General features: G+C 45.2%; 15 protein-coding genes. 8 read left to right on the top strand and 7 right to left on the bottom strand.

Going from position 1 to position 15,591, the window contains the following annotated elements; all coding sequences use genetic code 11:
- Nucleotides 1-7 precede the first annotated feature (7 nt).
- A complete protein-coding gene (gene pdeM, locus F0261_RS02960) occupies nucleotides 8-712 on the top strand; it encodes a ligase-associated DNA damage response endonuclease PdeM (protein ID WP_171337182.1) in 705 nt (234 codons plus the stop codon).
- A 116-nt stretch (nucleotides 713-828) separates the two neighbouring features.
- Here pdeM and F0261_RS02955 read toward each other — a convergent pair whose 3' ends face one another.
- The 3 genes from F0261_RS02955 to folM all read right to left on the bottom strand — a co-directional run bounded on the left by F0261_RS02955 (nucleotide 829) and on the right by folM (nucleotide 3,627).
- Entirely contained in the window at nucleotides 829-1,722 is an 894-nt protein-coding gene (locus F0261_RS02955) for a carbon-nitrogen hydrolase (RefSeq protein WP_171337181.1), read from the bottom strand.
- Nucleotides 1,709-2,773, bottom strand: a complete 1,065-nt coding sequence (locus tag F0261_RS02950; protein WP_171337180.1) for an agmatine deiminase family protein — start codon at nucleotides 2,771-2,773, stop codon at nucleotides 1,709-1,711. Before F0261_RS02950 ends, F0261_RS02955 begins: the two co-directional genes overlap by 14 nt.
- A 146-nt stretch (nucleotides 2,774-2,919) precedes the next feature.
- Entirely contained in the window at nucleotides 2,920-3,627 is a 708-nt protein-coding gene (gene folM / locus F0261_RS02945; protein ID WP_171337179.1) for a dihydromonapterin reductase, read from the bottom strand.
- A gap of 161 nt (nucleotides 3,628-3,788) precedes the next feature.
- On the opposite strand from folM, the gene folE reads away from it, so the two are divergent.
- Entirely contained in the window at nucleotides 3,789-4,472 is a 684-nt protein-coding gene (gene folE / locus F0261_RS02940) for a GTP cyclohydrolase I FolE (RefSeq protein WP_014980535.1), read from the top strand.
- Between the two features lie 109 nt (nucleotides 4,473-4,581).
- On the opposite strand, the gene F0261_RS02935 is transcribed toward folE, so the two are convergent.
- Nucleotides 4,582-4,824: a hypothetical protein gene (locus F0261_RS02935; RefSeq protein WP_014951060.1), complete on the bottom strand. Its 243-nt coding sequence runs from the start codon at nucleotides 4,822-4,824 to the stop codon at nucleotides 4,582-4,584.
- A 323-nt stretch (nucleotides 4,825-5,147) separates the two neighbouring features.
- Nucleotides 5,148-7,097, bottom strand: a complete 1,950-nt coding sequence (locus F0261_RS02930) for an amylosucrase (protein WP_014980534.1) — start codon at nucleotides 7,095-7,097, stop codon at nucleotides 5,148-5,150.
- A 279-nt stretch (nucleotides 7,098-7,376) separates the two neighbouring features.
- Between F0261_RS02930 and F0261_RS02925 the strand changes: the two genes are divergently transcribed.
- The gene (locus F0261_RS02925) at nucleotides 7,377-8,594 is read left to right on the top strand and encodes an MFS transporter (RefSeq protein ID WP_014980533.1); all 1,218 of its coding nucleotides are present in this window, start codon (nucleotides 7,377-7,379) and stop codon (nucleotides 8,592-8,594) included.
- Nucleotides 8,595-8,719: 125 nt separating this feature from the next.
- The gene (locus F0261_RS02920) at nucleotides 8,720-9,538 is read left to right on the top strand and encodes a mechanosensitive ion channel family protein (protein WP_014977631.1); all 819 of its coding nucleotides are present in this window, start codon (nucleotides 8,720-8,722) and stop codon (nucleotides 9,536-9,538) included.
- Nucleotides 9,539-9,616: 78 nt separating this feature from the next.
- Here F0261_RS02920 and F0261_RS02915 read toward each other — a convergent pair whose 3' ends face one another.
- Together F0261_RS02915 and F0261_RS02910 are read right to left on the bottom strand one after the other, a co-directional pair.
- Entirely contained in the window at nucleotides 9,617-10,000 is a 384-nt protein-coding gene (locus F0261_RS02915) for a VOC family protein (RefSeq protein WP_014980532.1), read from the bottom strand.
- A gap of 23 nt (nucleotides 10,001-10,023) precedes the next feature.
- Complete coding sequence (locus F0261_RS02910) at nucleotides 10,024-10,974, bottom strand: aldo/keto reductase family oxidoreductase (protein WP_014980531.1); 951 nt, start codon at nucleotides 10,972-10,974, stop codon at nucleotides 10,024-10,026.
- Between the two features lie 255 nt (nucleotides 10,975-11,229).
- Between F0261_RS02910 and F0261_RS02905 the strand changes: the two genes are divergently transcribed.
- The 4 genes from F0261_RS02905 to dbpA all read left to right on the top strand — a co-directional run bounded on the left by F0261_RS02905 (nucleotide 11,230) and on the right by dbpA (nucleotide 15,576).
- Nucleotides 11,230-11,772: a lipocalin family protein gene (locus tag F0261_RS02905; protein WP_171337178.1), complete on the top strand. Its 543-nt coding sequence runs from the start codon at nucleotides 11,230-11,232 to the stop codon at nucleotides 11,770-11,772.
- 98 nt (nucleotides 11,773-11,870) lie between these two features.
- Nucleotides 11,871-12,917: a dihydroorotase gene (gene pyrC / locus F0261_RS02900; protein ID WP_171337177.1), complete on the top strand. Its 1,047-nt coding sequence runs from the start codon at nucleotides 11,871-11,873 to the stop codon at nucleotides 12,915-12,917.
- Entirely contained in the window at nucleotides 12,887-14,197 is a 1,311-nt protein-coding gene (locus tag F0261_RS02895; protein ID WP_171337176.1) for a transporter substrate-binding domain-containing protein, read from the top strand. The genes pyrC and F0261_RS02895 overlap by 31 nt, the downstream gene beginning before the upstream one ends.
- A complete protein-coding gene (gene dbpA / locus F0261_RS02890; protein ID WP_171337175.1) occupies nucleotides 14,197-15,576 on the top strand; it encodes an ATP-dependent RNA helicase DbpA in 1,380 nt (459 codons plus the stop codon). The genes F0261_RS02895 and dbpA overlap by 1 nt, the downstream gene beginning before the upstream one ends.
- The last annotated feature ends 15 nt before the right edge of the window (nucleotides 15,577-15,591 follow it).

Below are 15,591 nucleotides of genomic sequence, written 5' to 3'. Positions count from 1 at the left end.
GGGTAATTTGGCAATAACTGACGCGTGGCTAACCGAAAAAGTAAGCCAGCGCCACATCACGATTACAAAATATGCAGACTACTTGTGGCTGTTAGACGCGCGCGGTGTGGCGTACTTACCCGCATGCGATTGGCTGGTGGTATCCGATCTGCACTTAGAAAAAGGCAGTTATTTACGCAGTTATGCGAACCCATTGCCGAGCTTGGATTCTACCGCCACGTTAACGCGATTAGAAAGTATCATCGAAGATTACAAGCCACTGCGAGTAATCAGCTTAGGTGACAGCTTTCACGACAAACACAGCATGTCGCGCATGACCACTGAGGACCGTCAGCACTTATGTAGGCTTGTTGACAAAGTGAACGAGTGGATGTGGGTAGAAGGTAATCATGACCCAGAGTTACCCGACGGCATACCGGGTACGCCGTGTTTTGAAATAGTGCTAGATAATATGGTATTCAGACACGAAGTAGAAACGAGTGAAACTCGTGCTCAGGTTATTGGCCATTATCACCCCAAAAAGCGCACAACCATTACTCGCCGCCGTTACTCAGGCAAATGCTTTACTAACAACGAAAATGTATTTGTGATGCCAGCCTTTGGTCAGTTCACTGGTGGGCTGGATATAGATGAAGAGGTAATGCTAACGCTTCTGCCCAAACGCTCACGACAGGTATTCATGCTCTACGACAACATTATATTTAAAGTATGAACCACCAAAATGGGGTCAGAGTACATTTCCACCGCGGCAGAATTAAAAAAGGGGTCAGAGTACATTTTGTGACATAGATTTGTCTTGGAAAATGTACTCTGACCCCATTATTTAGGTTAATCGCGCCAGCGCTTGGTTAGTTCGTCGTAGGCGTCTATGCGGCGGTCGCGGAAGTAAGGCCAAATGCGCTTCACTTGCTCGGTGCGTTCCATATCAAGCTCTACGGTCAGCGTGGTTTCACCTTCAGCTTCGGCTTTGGCCAAAATCTCACCTTGCGGGCCTGCTACAAAGCTTTGTCCCCAGAACTGAATGCCTGGATCACCTTCAACAGGTGACGCTTCAAAGCCAGTGCGGTTTGCCACGATAACCGGTACTGAGTTTGCCACAGCGTGAGAGCGCTGAATGGTTTCCCATGCACCATGCTGACGGGTACGTTCTTCTTCTATGTCAGTTAAATCCCAGCCGATTGCGGTAGGGTAGAACAACAAGTCCGCACCTGCCATTGCCATCAGGCGTGCCGCTTCTGGATACCACTGGTCCCAACACACCAATACGCCAAGTTTACCCACGCTGGTTTCAATAGGCATGAAGCCCATATCGCCCGGTGTGAAGTAAAACTTCTCGTAAAAGCCTGGGTCATCAGGAATATGCATTTTACGATATTTGCCCGCAATTTCTTTACTGCGGTCGAACACGACTGCGGTGTTGTGATACAAACCTGAACCGCGCTTTTCAAATAAAGATGTCACCAACACGATATTGTGTTTTTCGGCTAGTTCACCAAAAAATTCTGTCGCAGGTCCAGGAATTGGTTCAGCCAAATCAAAGGCGTCAGTATCTTCTTGTTGGCAAAAATACAGGGTGCTGTGCAGTTCTTGAAGAAGAATGCACTCGCAGCCTTCAGCCGCTAATTTGGCAATTTGCTCGGCACTTTTGTTCCAGTTCGTTGCTTTGTCGTTATCAGCAACAGACTGTTGTACCAGACCCACTTTTAGCTTAGCTGGGCGCATGTAATGACACTCCTTTCTTTAAGGTGGTGATAATCGAATCTTTTAATGTATTTGTAGGCACCTGCATGGAAATACAATGCAAACTGCCGTATTGTCTTACGAGTACACTGCAATCGATTGGTTCAACAATATGATTGGGATGTGCTCTTTGCACAGTCTTGATGGCTTCTGCGTCTTCCTCTTCACCGTAAACAGGCAATAATATTGCGTTGTTACAAATTAAGTAATTTGCGTACGATGCCGGCAGGCGATCCCCTTCGTCATTTACAATATTAGGCAGCGGCAGATGAAACTGTTCATGCTCAGGCAGCTCAAGGGCGCACTCGTCGCACAACGCTCTCAACCCTTCAAAGTGACTGTCATTAGGACGGTTGTTACATGCCTGAATTACTAAGCCTTTATTTGGGGTAAAGCGCACTAAGGTGTCAATGTGACCGTCAGTGTCATCGCCTTCTAAATGACCATGCTGCAAAATAGTAACTTTGCTGCAGCCTAGCATATCTTTAAATGCATCTTCGTAAGCACTTAGCGACATATCACCATTACGCTCAGAGTTAAGTAAACACTGGGCAGTACTTAATAGGTGTCCGTCTTCATCAATTTCCAGCGCGCCACCTTCAGTCACAATTGGGCTGCTGCGAAGTACAGATTTACACATGCTGGCAAGATAACGCTGATTCGCCAGATTATCTTCAGCGGCGTTAAACTTATTGCCCCAACCGTTAAAGCGAAATTCTACCGGCGAGCCATTGCCTTCACTGTCTTTACAAGTGATGAAGCCGTAGTCGCGCATCCATGTGTCGTTAAATGAGGCAGGAACAATAAGCACTCGAGCGTTCTCTGGTAAACGAGAATTGAGATCGTCTACGTCACTCGGCGCACATAATAAAATCACACCCGCATCGTTGCGGTTTACTGCAGCAATCACGTTCAGATACGTCGCTCTCGCGTCTTCTAACCATGGAGCCCAGTCGGTTTGCGCATGAGGCCACGCTAACATAACAGCATCAATGTTATGCCATTCAGGCGCCATAGTACGGTTGCCGTGCATAGTAAAATTCCAAATAGCTACGAAATAGGGTTCGGATTATAGCCATGCCTCAGCACCAGACCAAGGCAAATGGCGATGAAATTAATTGGCGGTGACGATTACTTATAACCATCAGGATGAGCAAAGGTAATTTAAGTGAGCAGCCCTTATTTTAGATGTCGCCCGCCATTTAAATGAAGCGTTTGCCCAGTTATGTAGTCGCTATCAAGTAAGTAGTTCATAGCTTTGACAGCCTCTTGCGCCCCAGGAACGAGTTCAAGCAATGACTTTTTTATCGCCTTTTGCTTGTACGTATCATCATCACCCTCATTGAACATTAGCAAAGCCGGAGCAATGCTATTTACTTTCACCTTTGGTGCTAGCTTCTTAGCAAATGATAGGGTCAGGTTGTGCAGGGCTGCCTTACTTGCCGCATAGGCCATGTGTTTCTCGCTGCCTGTTTCTTGAACGTAGTCAGTCATATGAATAATGTCAGACTGAACGTCGCAATCACAAAGAGCCTTTTCAAGTGCCAAGTTTATGCGGTATGGGGCAACAGCATGGACCAACATCATTCGTTCAATCAAGCTATGCTTGTCATGGTTATCTTTTTCTTGCGCCCAATCTGACGCGTTGTGGATCACCGCTCGATAGGTTTTACTGATTGCCTTAATCTCATCAATTGCTCGATCAATAGCCGCCTCAGTGCTAAAATCCGCCTGTAAGACTGTAGCGCCTTTATCCTCAAGCATTGAAATACTTGGACGAAGTGTTCGATAAGTCACGACAACGTGGTGGCCCTGGTCAAGTAAACTATTGGCCATAGCTAAGCCTAAACGTTGACTTGCGCCTGTAATTAACACAGGTGAATTCAAGATGATGTCCTTCTTTCGTAAAAGGTAACGGTTTTATTATTCTGTGCCAAATGCACAGTCGGTAGCAATGACATTAAATAAAAGTCATGTTGCCAAGTAATCGATCTGTGACGAACTCATGCTCGTACAAGATCAAAAAAGAAGTAACTACGGATAAAGTAATGTTAGCAAAAGAAGCGGTAATTGTGCGCGACGCACTAGACCCCTCTATTTCAGAGCCAGCACAACGTGTACGAGAAGCATTAGAAGCCAAAGGTTTAGAAACACCTATGGTGGCTAATGGTCTTACTGACGAGCAAAAGCGCAAACGAATTGAAAGTGCTATGCGTGACGTAATGGACACGCTTGGCCTTGATCTAACTGATGACAGTTTATGCGATACGCCCACGCGAATCGCTAAAATGTATGTTAATGAAATCTTCGGTGGCTTGGACTACCGCAAATTTCCTAAGATTACTGCCATTGAAAACAAGATGCAGATTGACCAGCCTGTACAAGTGTCTGATATCAGTCTTACTAGTACCTGCGAACATCACTTTGTGACTATTGATGGCACGGCAACCGTTTCTTATATTCCAAAAGATACAGTTATTGGCCTTTCAAAGATTAATCGTCTTGTAGGTTTCTTTGCTCAACGTCCACAGGTTCAAGAGCGTTTAACTCAACAAGTGTTAGTTGCGTTGCAGACGTTGACGAACACAGAAGACGTAGCGGTGAGCATTAACGCAACACATTATTGCGTAAAGGCGAGAGGGATTCGTGATACTAACTCATATACGAAAACGTCAGCGCTCGGTGGTCGATTCCTTACGGACAGTGAATTGAAACGAGAGTTTTTTCGGTAGTTGATGCTTGTTGAAATTCCTGTTTCGGAACTTTATTCAAGAACTTTAAAAGCCGCTCATGAAGCGGCTTTTTTGTTTGCTAACATTTTGCTACGCTTTCCAACGCGCTTTATTTGATAACAAGCTCTGCATCTAGTGAATCGACAATCAAATTGATACGGCCACCAATACCATCGGCCGCCGTTAAACTGAGTACTTTGTTGCAGCACCCACAAGATTCATGCTGTTCGTGATACATGTCGCGAACTGTTTCTAGCTGGAAGTCATTTATTGCGCCGCAATACGGGCACATGTATTCCAAAGCACTATCACTTTGCATCGTTTTATCCGTTACCATGTTAAACATATCCATATGACATAAGTCGAATCCCGCTGTGTAATACCTCTGCGTGAAGCAAGAAACAAACCACACACAACAAGAAAAGTGCTACTTCCGCGTCAATCAGTTTGAGAGCCAGTCAAACACAGGCCAGGCTACCAAAGTCATGCGGAAGCTACGTGAACTATCTATTCACTATAAAAAGTATAGTGGGTATTTATTGGCGTGCCTGTGAAAAAATGACTTATTTGATAAGTCATTGGCAGTAAAGATAATTAATTTGGCGACTAAGCTGCGGATAACTTGCTAACTACTTTTCAAAAAGCAATTAGCAAGATATGGCGAAAGCTCGAGCTCTAATCAGTAAGAAGCCACATTTGTTGAAAAGGCTCAAGCAATAGTGGTGAAGCATTCATTTCGACAGTTTCATCAGTTAGCAAATCTCGGCTTGATGCGCCCTTTAGTGTTGCCAAAAGGCTACGCTGAATGGTCTGAGGGTGCTCACTGAAGTTACATATTACAAGCAGCTTGTGACCCTGTGTATTTTCCCGAAGAAAAGCAAAGCAATGATGGTTATCGGCATCTAAAATTTGGGTGCTAGACTGCCCGAAAATCGCATTCTGCTTTCTAATTGCTATCATTTTGCGCAATCCATTAAACACGTGAAGGCTCGCAGTCTCTGTAGGGGTGGCAGGCGACGTGTTTCCTAGCGCCAATTCCGTATCTGCGCGGGTAACAGCAATTCGGTTTACCCATCTGTCGTCGTGCTTTTTAGTGTCATCAAATCGATAGCTGTAGTCATTGAGCTTGCCTACCTCATCACTTGAGTAAAGTAGCGGAATACCTCCAATGCTAAAGGTGATACCGTAAAGCAGCATCATTCGTTTCACAGCGTCATCAATGCCTTTCGAATCGTTGGATTTAAGCGCGCCTTCTAGCCCACATAAAGAAGCCAGTGAACCACACACACGACAATCGCCGTTAGAAGGGTTTTCAGCAAACGGCACGCCGTTGGCAAAACTTCCTTCAAAACGACCGGTATAAAATTGATTAAGAAAATGGCGGTGATCGAATGCGTTAATACCCAGTTCGTTGGCTACCACGTCGTCGAAGGTCCATCCTATATCGTCGTGGCATCGCACGTAGTTCACCCATGTGCAGTTCTCAGAAATAGAGAAGCTCTTTTTCATTGAGCGCGTAAGCAAACGGGTTTTACGCGTGGCTAACGAGTTCCATAGCAGTGCCATTAGCAAAGGGTTGTAGGATAGCTGACACTCATCTTTGTCGATGTACTTAAGGACTTCGTCAGGGTGCACGATGGCTTCTGACTTAAAGACCACGGCAGGCGCTACAATTTGTAAGCAACAGTTGAACGCTTGTATAAGAACATGGGCCTTTTCCTGATTTTCGCAGTTAGTACCGAGCTCTTTCCAAATAAAGGCCAACGCATCTAAACGCAGTGCAGCGCTACCTATATTGGCCAGAAACAACATTTCAGACGTGATAGCGTTAAACACCTCAGGGTTACTGTAGTTTAAATCCCATTGAAAGCTGTTAAATGTTGTCCATATCCATTTCTCTATCTGTTCATTAAAGGTAAAGCTACCTCTTCTTACCTGGGGAAATATTTCTCTTAAAGTATGTTCGTACTGATCGGGAATGGTTCTGTCATCGAAAAGGTAGTAGTAGTCTTGAAACTGCTTCTCACCTGCCAGTGCAGCTTTCGCCCAAGCGTGCTCGTCAGAGGTATGATTGAACACAAAGTCGAGAACAAGATTTATTCCCTCTTTTTGCAGTGCTGAAGCAAGCTTTTCCAGGTCTTTCACTGTGCCTAGCGTTGGATTAACCTTGCGATAATCCGACACAGCATACCCGCCATCGCTATCCCCTTTGGGCGCATCGTATAAAGGCATTAAGTGCACATAGGTAACGCCTAAAGACTTGAAGTAGGGAATTTTGTCATGCAAGTCATTCAGAGTGGGGCCCATCAGGTCAACATAACAGGCCATGCCGACTTGCTGTTCATCGCGATACCAAAGCGGTTTTTTTAACCTTTCATTATCAAGCTTTTTGAGGGCTGGTTTACGGTTTTTTAACCCGTCTCTTAATATTTCAACCAGTTTTTGTAAATGAAAGTAGCAGTCATACTGGTGCCCATAAACGTAGGTATATTTGTCAAAAAGACGAGGAAAATGTGCCTTCAAGCGACGCGTAAAAGTTGTTGCATCTTTCTTACTTAGGCCAGAAAAATCGGTTGATGCCAAGATTCGGTCTAAACATACACCACTGTCAGCAGCATAGCTCATAGAAAACTCCAAAGTGCGACGCTTAAGTGCGTCATACAACCTATCCTAATTAACAGGTTTACAGGCTTTTTAAATTCTGTTAACTTTTATCTTAAACGATTAAGCTCATTTATCAAGTTTATTACATCGTTATTTTTGACCTACTGAATGCGTGCAATGATCAACGTGTTTTTGTGAAGTTTAGAAGGGCTGAACAAGGCCTTTCATACCGTGCTTGTGAGACAGACTATGCCCAATCATGATCCTAGTAGCAGAATTATCAGATGGCTAACCTACCTAATGTTTATGATGTTTGCGATGACGTCAGACTCGGTAGGCGAGATAATCAAAGAAGTGAAAGTGGCGTTCTCTGTCACCAATGCTCAAGCAAGCTTAATGCATTCACTCCCCATGTTAGGTATTGCCTTATCGGGTCTATTCCTAGGTTTTTTGGCAGATAAGTTAGGCCGAAAGCCTACCATTATCATTGGTTTAGCGTTGTTTGGCCTTGCATGCTACAGCTTCTTAATTGCTAATGACTTTGTGTTGATTGTTAGTTTAATGAGCTTATCTGGCGTTGCCGTAGGCATCTTTAAAACAGGTGCGCTGGCGCTCATCGGTGATATTTCAACATCGACCAAGCAGCACACAGCAACTATGAATGGGGCAGAAGCCTTCTTTGGCGTTGGCGCAATTATCGGGCCTCTTATTGTCGCTTATCTTATTCATCAAGGCGTTGCATGGCAGTGGCTTTATGTAATCGCCGGTGGTGTTTGTACGCTACTTATAATCGGTGCTTTGCTGGTGAAATACCCCGCTTACACTCGCGATACAGCCTCAGGTGAAAAGAAAGTATCGATAGCGCAGAGCTTAAGTTTAGTGAAAAACCCCTACGCTTTAGGATTTTCAGTAGGTGCGTTTTTATATGTCGCCGCAGAAAGCGCCATTTATGTGTGGATGCCGAGTTATTTAGTGTGCGACGCGACTACGCTTAAAGCGACCTACGATTGTTATACTGAAGGCTTCTCTCAGACCCTTGCAATATACTCGGTAACGGCATTCTTTATCCTTCGTGCTGCAGGGCGTTTCGTAGGCATCTGGATGATGTCTCACTTCAACTGGGCATTGGTTCTTATGGTGTTCACTGGTGCTATTGTACTGTGTTTCGGTCTTGGTCTGTGGGGCGGAAAACAGCTTGCGTTGTTTCTATTCCCGCTAACGGGTATTTTCATGTCAGTAATTTATCCTACCTTTAACTCAAAAGGCATAAGCTGTTTCCCAAAACATCAACACGGAAGCGTAGCCGGAGTAATCTTGTTCTTCACCGCAGCAGGTGCGGCCGCAGGGCCTTTCATCATGGGCCTGGTGAGCGACGCCAACGGTGGCGACGCCAAGTATGGCTTTATGGTAGCCACGGGTTTTGCTGCCGTGCTCTTTGTTGGCTTGGTGTATAACTATATTAAGAACCCTACCAAAGAACGTTTAGCGGAAATTGAGGCAAGCGAATACGCCAACTAAACGCAATGCTCGCTATTTATTCCTTAAAACCGTAACGTGCCGGGCTTGCTCTCGGCACTGGTTTTTCCTCACGTTGTTGTTTAAGCTTCGGTTATTCCTATCAGTTTCTAGTCTAATCACATTCCATGGATGAGTTAAAACAAGCGCAAGCCCTTTACGACACTCTTGTAGAATTTGCAGTGACCTACAGTTTCCAAATTGTAGGCGCCATCATTATTTTTCTGCTTGGCTGGTGGGTGGCCAATAAAATAGGCCACATGGTTGAAAACCTGATGGTCAGCAGAAATATCGATATTACGCTGAGCCGCTTTACCGGCGGTGCCAGCAAGCTAGTGGTATTGGGTATCGTAATAATTATAGCATTAGGTAATGTGGGCATTAGCGTAACCCCACTTATTGCCGCCGTGGGTGCTGTTGGTTTAGGTGCAGGTTTAGCCATTCAAGGCATGTTGGCCAATTATGCCGCTGGCTTTACCATAATTATTACCCGTCCTTTCGTTGTTGGCGACACTATCCGCGTGCGTGGTGTTGCAGGGGTGGTCGATCAAGTTATGCTGCCCTATACCATTCTTATTGACGAAGACAATGTTCACATCCAAATACCCAACAAACTGATAGTCGGTGAAATCTTGCATAATTCTGCAGAAAACATGTTGATTGAACTTGAAATTGGCGTTGCCTATTCCAGTAAGGTCGATGAGGTAATCGATGTGATTCGCAAGGCTGTTGAAACGGTAGATGGAGTCAGCGAAGAAAAGTCACCCGCCATTGGTGTAGATAATTTTGGCGACAGCAGTATTAACTTTGGTATTCGGGTTTGGGCGCCAGCTGTAAGGCATTTCGAAGTGCGCTATGCACTAAACCAAGCCATTTTTAATGCCCTTCAGCAGCATGATATTGAAATACCATTCCCGCAGCGGGAAGTCAGGATGCTCGACCAATAATAGTTTATATCGCTATTGATAAAAATGCCGAATAAGAGAACCCTTATTCGGCATTTTTCTATCACGGCTTCGCGATTTTTAGACTTCGTATAGCTCTAGGGGTAAACCGTCAGGATCTTGGAAAAATGTAAAGCGTTTGCCGGTGTATTCATCGGTTCTCACTGGCTCGCATTCAACTCGCTTATTCGTTAGGTGGTTGATCATTTCATCAAGGTTGTCCACTTTGAACGCTAAGTGCCTAAGTCCTTGCGCTTCTGGGCGAGACGGTCTTTGCGGTGCCCCCGGAAACGAAAAAAGCTCAATCTGACTGCCATCAGGTAACGCGAGGTCACATTTGTAAGAGTCTCTGGCTTCACGGTAGTTTTCATCAATAATCGAGAAGCCCAACACGTCCGTGTAAAACGTCTTTGAGCGAGGGTAGTCACTACAAATGATAGCAACGTGGTGAAAGCCTTTCAGCATCTTAATTTCCTTAATATTTATGCTTACGGCATCTCTTGACCGCGAGCAGCCTCAAATAACTTGTACCAGTGCTCTCGACTTAAATGAACATCTTCAGCCTTTTGGCTTGCTTTAATTCTGTCAATGTTGGTACTGCCCAAAACGGGCGCAATGTTGGCAGGATGCCGCATCAACCAGGCCAAAACAATCGCTTCAGGCGTAGTTTGATATTCACCTGCAAGTTGAGCCACTAAGTCTGCTGTTGCACGGTCATTGCTATTTTCAACTTTTGCACCTGTGTATCTACCTTGTGCCAAGCTTCCCCATGCCTGAAGGCGCACGTTGTTCATCATGCAGTATTCAAGTGTGCCGGAAGCATAACCTGTATCGCGATTAGCAGCACTGTTGGTAGTAATACCGTCTTCTAACCAGTCTCTAAAGCCAAGGCTCATTTCAAGTTGGTTGGCAACAATAGGTGTGGAAAGTGCAGACTGCAGGTAATTAATTTGGTGACCATGCATGTTTGAAACGCCAACATGCTTTATTTTACCTTGCTGCTGAAGCAGCTTCAGTGTACCGGCGACTTCGTCTAGCTCCATAAGTGGATCTGGACGATGCAGCAGCAGTATATCAAGCTGTTCTATTCCTAATCTAGAGAGAATGCCTTCAACCGACGTGTGAATGTGATTTGCTGAAAAGTCGTAACGCTTTGGTCCTAAATCATCCTCAAATCGTATTGCACATTTAGATTGGATAATCATTTTGTCTTTTAATTCGGGCGCTTGCTTGAGCGCTTCACCAAAAACCGTTTCGGCTTTGCCGAACGTATAAATATCAGCATGATCAAACACATTAATATCTAAGCTCAGCACAGTATCAATGATGCTTCTTGCTTGGCTTATATCGGCTTTGGTTGCCGGTTTGTCGTTCCAACCGCCACCTAAGCCCATGCATCCATATATTAAGCGGCTTGCGTGTGGAAAGTGTGAATTCATGTCATTTTCTCCCTGTTTGAGAATATCGAGTGGGCAGGGCCTGTATTAGCTTAAGGCTTGTTTTAAAGGCACTGTAATATGGCCCAAGCGATAAGAAAAGCCTGATTAGGCGAGCGTATTTTTACTGTCGACCGTTAGCCTAGCTTGAAGGTTTATGGTGTTGCAGCACCGATAAAGATCATTTTTGCGATGTAGGCGTGTATTTAAATTAATCAGTGGGCTTTTTAAAAGCTGAGTTCAAGGAAAAGAGGGCATATGTTTAAGCAGTTAGTTTCAATGATTATGGCGGGTATGGTGTGTGTGGGCTTGTCTGGCTGTACTGGCGTACCTGACAAGGTAGTGCCGGTTGAAGGCTTTGAGCTTCCTCGTTATTTAGGGAAGTGGTATGAAATAGCGCGCTTTGACCATAGCTTCGAAGAAGGATTAAGCGAAGTTACGGCAACCTACAGCATGCGCGATGACGGAGGGGTCAAGGTAATTAATCGCGGTTTTTCTAAAGAAGAAAAGACGTGGGATGAAGCCGAGGGCAAAGCGTATTTTGTAGAGTCTGAAACGACAGGGCATCTGAAGGTATCGTTCTTTGGCCCATTTTACGCCAGCTATGTAATTATGGAGCTAGATAAAGAAGGTTATCAATATGCTTTGATAACAGGCCCAGATAAAGACTACCTTTGGATTTTAGCGCGAACACCTTCTATTTCAGATGAAGTCCGCACCCGTTTACTAGAAAAAGCGACATCGGCTGGGTATGACGTTAGCAAGCTTATTTGGGTAGAGCACGGCGAAGAGAATTCATAGCCACTTTCGAGCGAGTTGTTCTGCGCGCAAAATGGGAATTGTGCTATTATTGCGCGCATCTTCCCCTCTGTTTGAATAAGTACTAAGAGAGACAAGGCATGCAAACGCTCACCATCACTACGCCAGACGATTGGCACCTTCACTTTCGCGATAACGAAATGCTAGCTGAAACAGTGCCTGCAACCGCACGTTGTTTCCAGCGCGCTATTGTTATGCCAAACCTTGTACCACCGGTGGTTAATGCAGATATGGCCATGGCGTACAAAGAGCGAATTGAAGCTGCGCGACCTAAAGGCAGTAGCTTTGAGCCATTAATGACCTTATTCCTTACTAACCAAACCACGCCTCAAGATATTGTTGATGCGAAGCAAGCGGGCGTTACAGCGTGTAAGTTATATCCTGCAGGGGCCACTACTAACTCAGATGCGGCTGTAAAAGGCATTCAGGCTTTATACCCTGTATTTCAAGCCATGCAAGAGCAAGGCTTATTGCTGCTAATTCATGGTGAAGTGACCGAACATCACATTGATATTTTTGACCGCGAAAAAGTATTTATTGATACCCATTTAGGGCCTATAGTTGACGCATTCCCTAAGCTGAAAGTGGTGTTCGAGCATATTACGACAGCAGATGCGGCAAGCTTCGTAGCGGGCGCCAGCGAATTTGTTGGAGCCACCATTACCCCTCAGCACTTATTGCTAAACCGCAACGATTTACTGGTTGGCGGCGTACGCCCTCATAACTATTGCTTGCCAGTGCTAAAACGCAACACGCATCAAAAAGCGTTGCGCGATATGGTGGCAAGCGGCAACAAAAAATTCTTCCTAGGTACCGACTCGGCACCTCATGCAAAACATAAAAAAGAAAATGCTTGCGGCTGCGCGGGTTGTTATAGCGCATGGTCTGCAATTGAGCTTTATGCCGAAGTGTTCGAGCAGCTAGGCGCAATAGATAAGCTTGAAGGATTTGCTAGCCATTACGGTGCAGATTTTTATGGTTTACCGCGAAATACGACTACAATGACATTAGTGAAAGAGTCGTGGACGGTGCCAGAACAAGTAACCCTAGCTGATGGCACCGATATGGTTCCATTTTATGCGGGGCAAACGTTGCAGTGGAAATTAGCAAAGGCATTTCAAGCGTAGTTTTTGTTGTTATTGTCTGTTTATGTGCCCTGTGGAGTTCATCCACTTGGGCACAAGCATTCTCTTACTCTCACGCCCCCGATTTACCAAGAATCCTATCTCCCTCTGAGAAGCAGAGTATTCAATCTTACTCACTCACAGTGTTTAAAAATGCCTTATCGAAAAATGGCATTGATTTAACGCCTGCTACTAACACTATATCGAATAGTGCTGACGTCCTTATCAATTTGATCAGAGATGAAAATAACGAAGATAGTTATTATTGGATCACGCCGCTATTTGCCTTTGAATGTGGAAATAATGTTCGATGTACGCCGAATGCGGGCAGTCAGGCAACGACAATAGCAGTGAGCTATATCGCACTGAGTAAAAGTGAAGGTTCTGCCAATATTGCAGAGCGGTTGAGCGAACTGATTGCTCAATACAAAGGTTCAGACGACTTCACATTGCTTGCTAGCGCAATGCGGGATGTACTAAAAGCATCTTTCCCGGCCACAGTACTTACTTTTGGAACACTAAGCTTAGCAGGTGAGCTGCATGCTAATACCGACAATCTTTGGGTCATCGCCGACATTGTGCCACTTTTTTCAGAAGTGGGAGAGCGAGGAAAGCTTAAAGGCATTGCTGCAGACTTGGTCAGAGACATATTAGATGAGATGACGCTCAAGGAGAATATCCTTTCCGCGCCATGGGAACGTATTGCAAAGGAAGCAATGACCAAATCTAACGTATTGGTATTCTCAGTAATTCGCACGAATGAAAGAGAAAGCGTGTTTCACTGGGTAACGCCGGTATCAAGAAACCTTCATGGACTGTACGGCATCGATAAGCCCTATTTTGAATCCTTTGCCAACGTACCAAAGAACTTTAGGGTTGGTACCTTGTTGGAAGACTATCGCTATAACGTTGCGATAGAGCATGGTTTCAAAGTGAAAGCTTATGATTCATGGCAGGCGTTAGTTGACGCACTGAACAACAACGAAATTGATACTATTTTCGGTTCACAGGGGGCAATTGACTTTGGATGTAACCCAAATCAATTTAAATGTGAGACAATAACCCTTACTAGTAAGTACGAAATTTCAACGGCCTACCTAGCACTGTCAAAGAAAGACACCTGTGTTTTAGTTTTAGAGAAGCTCAAGTTAGCGGCGGCCAGTGTGAAAATGAGTGACAAGTTTAATGAGCAGCTTTCTTCCTGGAGTGACATGGTGTCCCAAGAATACGGCATAGCTCATCATACCGAACATGGTGTAGTGCACCTTTGGAACCCAAATTAATGACAGTTGAAACAGTGAAGCATTTAGATATAAACCCTGCCATCACCAAGGCGCTAGACTCACAAGGCATTTACCAACTTTCCCCTATACAGGTACAATCGCTCCCTGAGGCGTTGCAGGGGAAAGATGTGATAGGCCAAGCGCAGACGGGCAGCGGCAAGACTCTGTGCTTTGTAATTCCTGCCTTGCAGTACGTAGAAGTGAATGATTTTACCACGCAGGCCATCATACTTTGTCCTACCCGAGAGCTTGCTGATCAAGTGGCTCAGCAGTGCCGTTCGGCGGCAAAGGACATCGGTAATATTAAAGTGACCACGTTATGTGGTGGCCAGCCTATGGGGCCGCAGATTCAGTCACTGAAACATAGCCCGCACATCATTGTGGGCACGCCGGGTCGCGTTATGGACCATGTGGAAAAGCGTCGAATTGACCTAAGTAACGTAAAGTTGCGTGTCCTCGATGAAGCCGATCGCATGTTAGATATGGGCTTTGAAGACGATTTACGCATTATTTTCGGTCAAACGCCAAAACAAGTGCAAACCCTATTGTTTTCTGCAACTTTTACGGAACAAATTGAGCGTGTAGCCAAGCAGTACCTGCACAACCCGGTAACCTGTAAAGTTGAGTCTCAAGACAGTAAACCCGCTATCACCCAATTGGGCTACAACGTGCTCCCGCACACACGCACTCAGGCGCTTAAAGCGGTACTTACCCACTACCAACCTAAAAATGCCATTGTATTTTGTAACCGCAAGGTTCAGGTAAATGAAGTGGTTGAGGAGCTTATCGAAGATGGCTTTAGCGCAGCTGGACTTCAGGGGGACTTGGAACAGCATCAACGCACATCGGTGCTAATGCAGTTCGCCAGCGATGCGCTACAAGTACTTGTTGCCACCGATGTAGCTGCGCGAGGGCTGGATATTGATGATGTTGCCTGCGTAATTAATTACACGGTAAGTGAAGAGCCGGAAACCCATATTCACCGCATTGGTCGCACGGCGCGAGCAGGCGCACAGGGCATGGCGGTAACGCTAGTCAGCGATGACGAAGAGCACTTTTTGCGAAAAATAGAAGTATTGCAAGAAAGCGATATTCCACTTAAAGGCGCACAAAGCCTGCGTTTTCACAAAAACAAAATTACTCAGCCTGAATTTACCTGTATTTCACTAAGCGCGGGTAAAAAAGAAAAGCTTCGTCCAGGCGATCTGGTGGGTGCACTTACCAAAGATGCGGGCATTCCTGGCGACGACTTGGGCAAAATTAAAGTGCAAAACAGCATGAGTTTTGTCGCAGTGAAAACGCGAAGCGTGAAAAAAGCCATGGCGCACTTTAGAGAAGGAAAGATCAAAGGAAAACGTATTAGAGCCCGAAAGCTTTAATATGCGCTCTTAGAT

Origin of the sequence: Alteromonas sp. 07-89-2 (assembly GCF_013113925.1) — a bacterium.
Taxonomy (GTDB): Bacteria; Pseudomonadota; Gammaproteobacteria; order Enterobacterales; family Alteromonadaceae; genus Alteromonas; species Alteromonas macleodii.
This window is presented reverse-complemented; position numbering and strand designations above follow the sequence as displayed.

What these genes read in the sequence shown, in the direction of transcription:
- F0261_RS02955 (WP_171337181.1), bottom strand. Translation starts at nt 1,722, where the DNA reads ATGCGCCCAGCTAAGCTAAAAGTGGGTCTGGTACAACAGTCTGTTGCT.
- F0261_RS02950 (WP_171337180.1), bottom strand. Translation starts at nt 2,773, where the DNA reads ATGCACGGCAACCGTACTATGGCGCCTGAATGGCATAACATTGATGCT.
- folE (WP_014980535.1), top strand. Translation starts at nt 3,789, where the DNA reads ATGTTAGCAAAAGAAGCGGTAATTGTGCGCGACGCACTAGACCCCTCT.
- F0261_RS02935 (WP_014951060.1), bottom strand. Translation starts at nt 4,824, where the DNA reads ATGGATATGTTTAACATGGTAACGGATAAAACGATGCAAAGTGATAGT.
- F0261_RS02930 (WP_014980534.1), bottom strand. Translation starts at nt 7,097, where the DNA reads ATGAGCTATGCTGCTGACAGTGGTGTATGTTTAGACCGAATCTTGGCA.
- F0261_RS02925 (WP_014980533.1), top strand. Translation starts at nt 7,377, where the DNA reads ATGTTTATGATGTTTGCGATGACGTCAGACTCGGTAGGCGAGATAATC.
- F0261_RS02920 (WP_014977631.1), top strand. Translation starts at nt 8,720, where the DNA reads ATGGATGAGTTAAAACAAGCGCAAGCCCTTTACGACACTCTTGTAGAA.
- F0261_RS02915 (WP_014980532.1), bottom strand. Translation starts at nt 10,000, where the DNA reads ATGCTGAAAGGCTTTCACCACGTTGCTATCATTTGTAGTGACTACCCT.
- F0261_RS02910 (WP_014980531.1), bottom strand. Translation starts at nt 10,974, where the DNA reads ATGAATTCACACTTTCCACACGCAAGCCGCTTAATATATGGATGCATG.
- F0261_RS02905 (WP_171337178.1), top strand. Translation starts at nt 11,230, where the DNA reads ATGTTTAAGCAGTTAGTTTCAATGATTATGGCGGGTATGGTGTGTGTG.
- pyrC (WP_171337177.1), top strand. Translation starts at nt 11,871, where the DNA reads ATGCAAACGCTCACCATCACTACGCCAGACGATTGGCACCTTCACTTT.
- dbpA (WP_171337175.1), top strand. Translation starts at nt 14,197, where the DNA reads ATGACAGTTGAAACAGTGAAGCATTTAGATATAAACCCTGCCATCACC.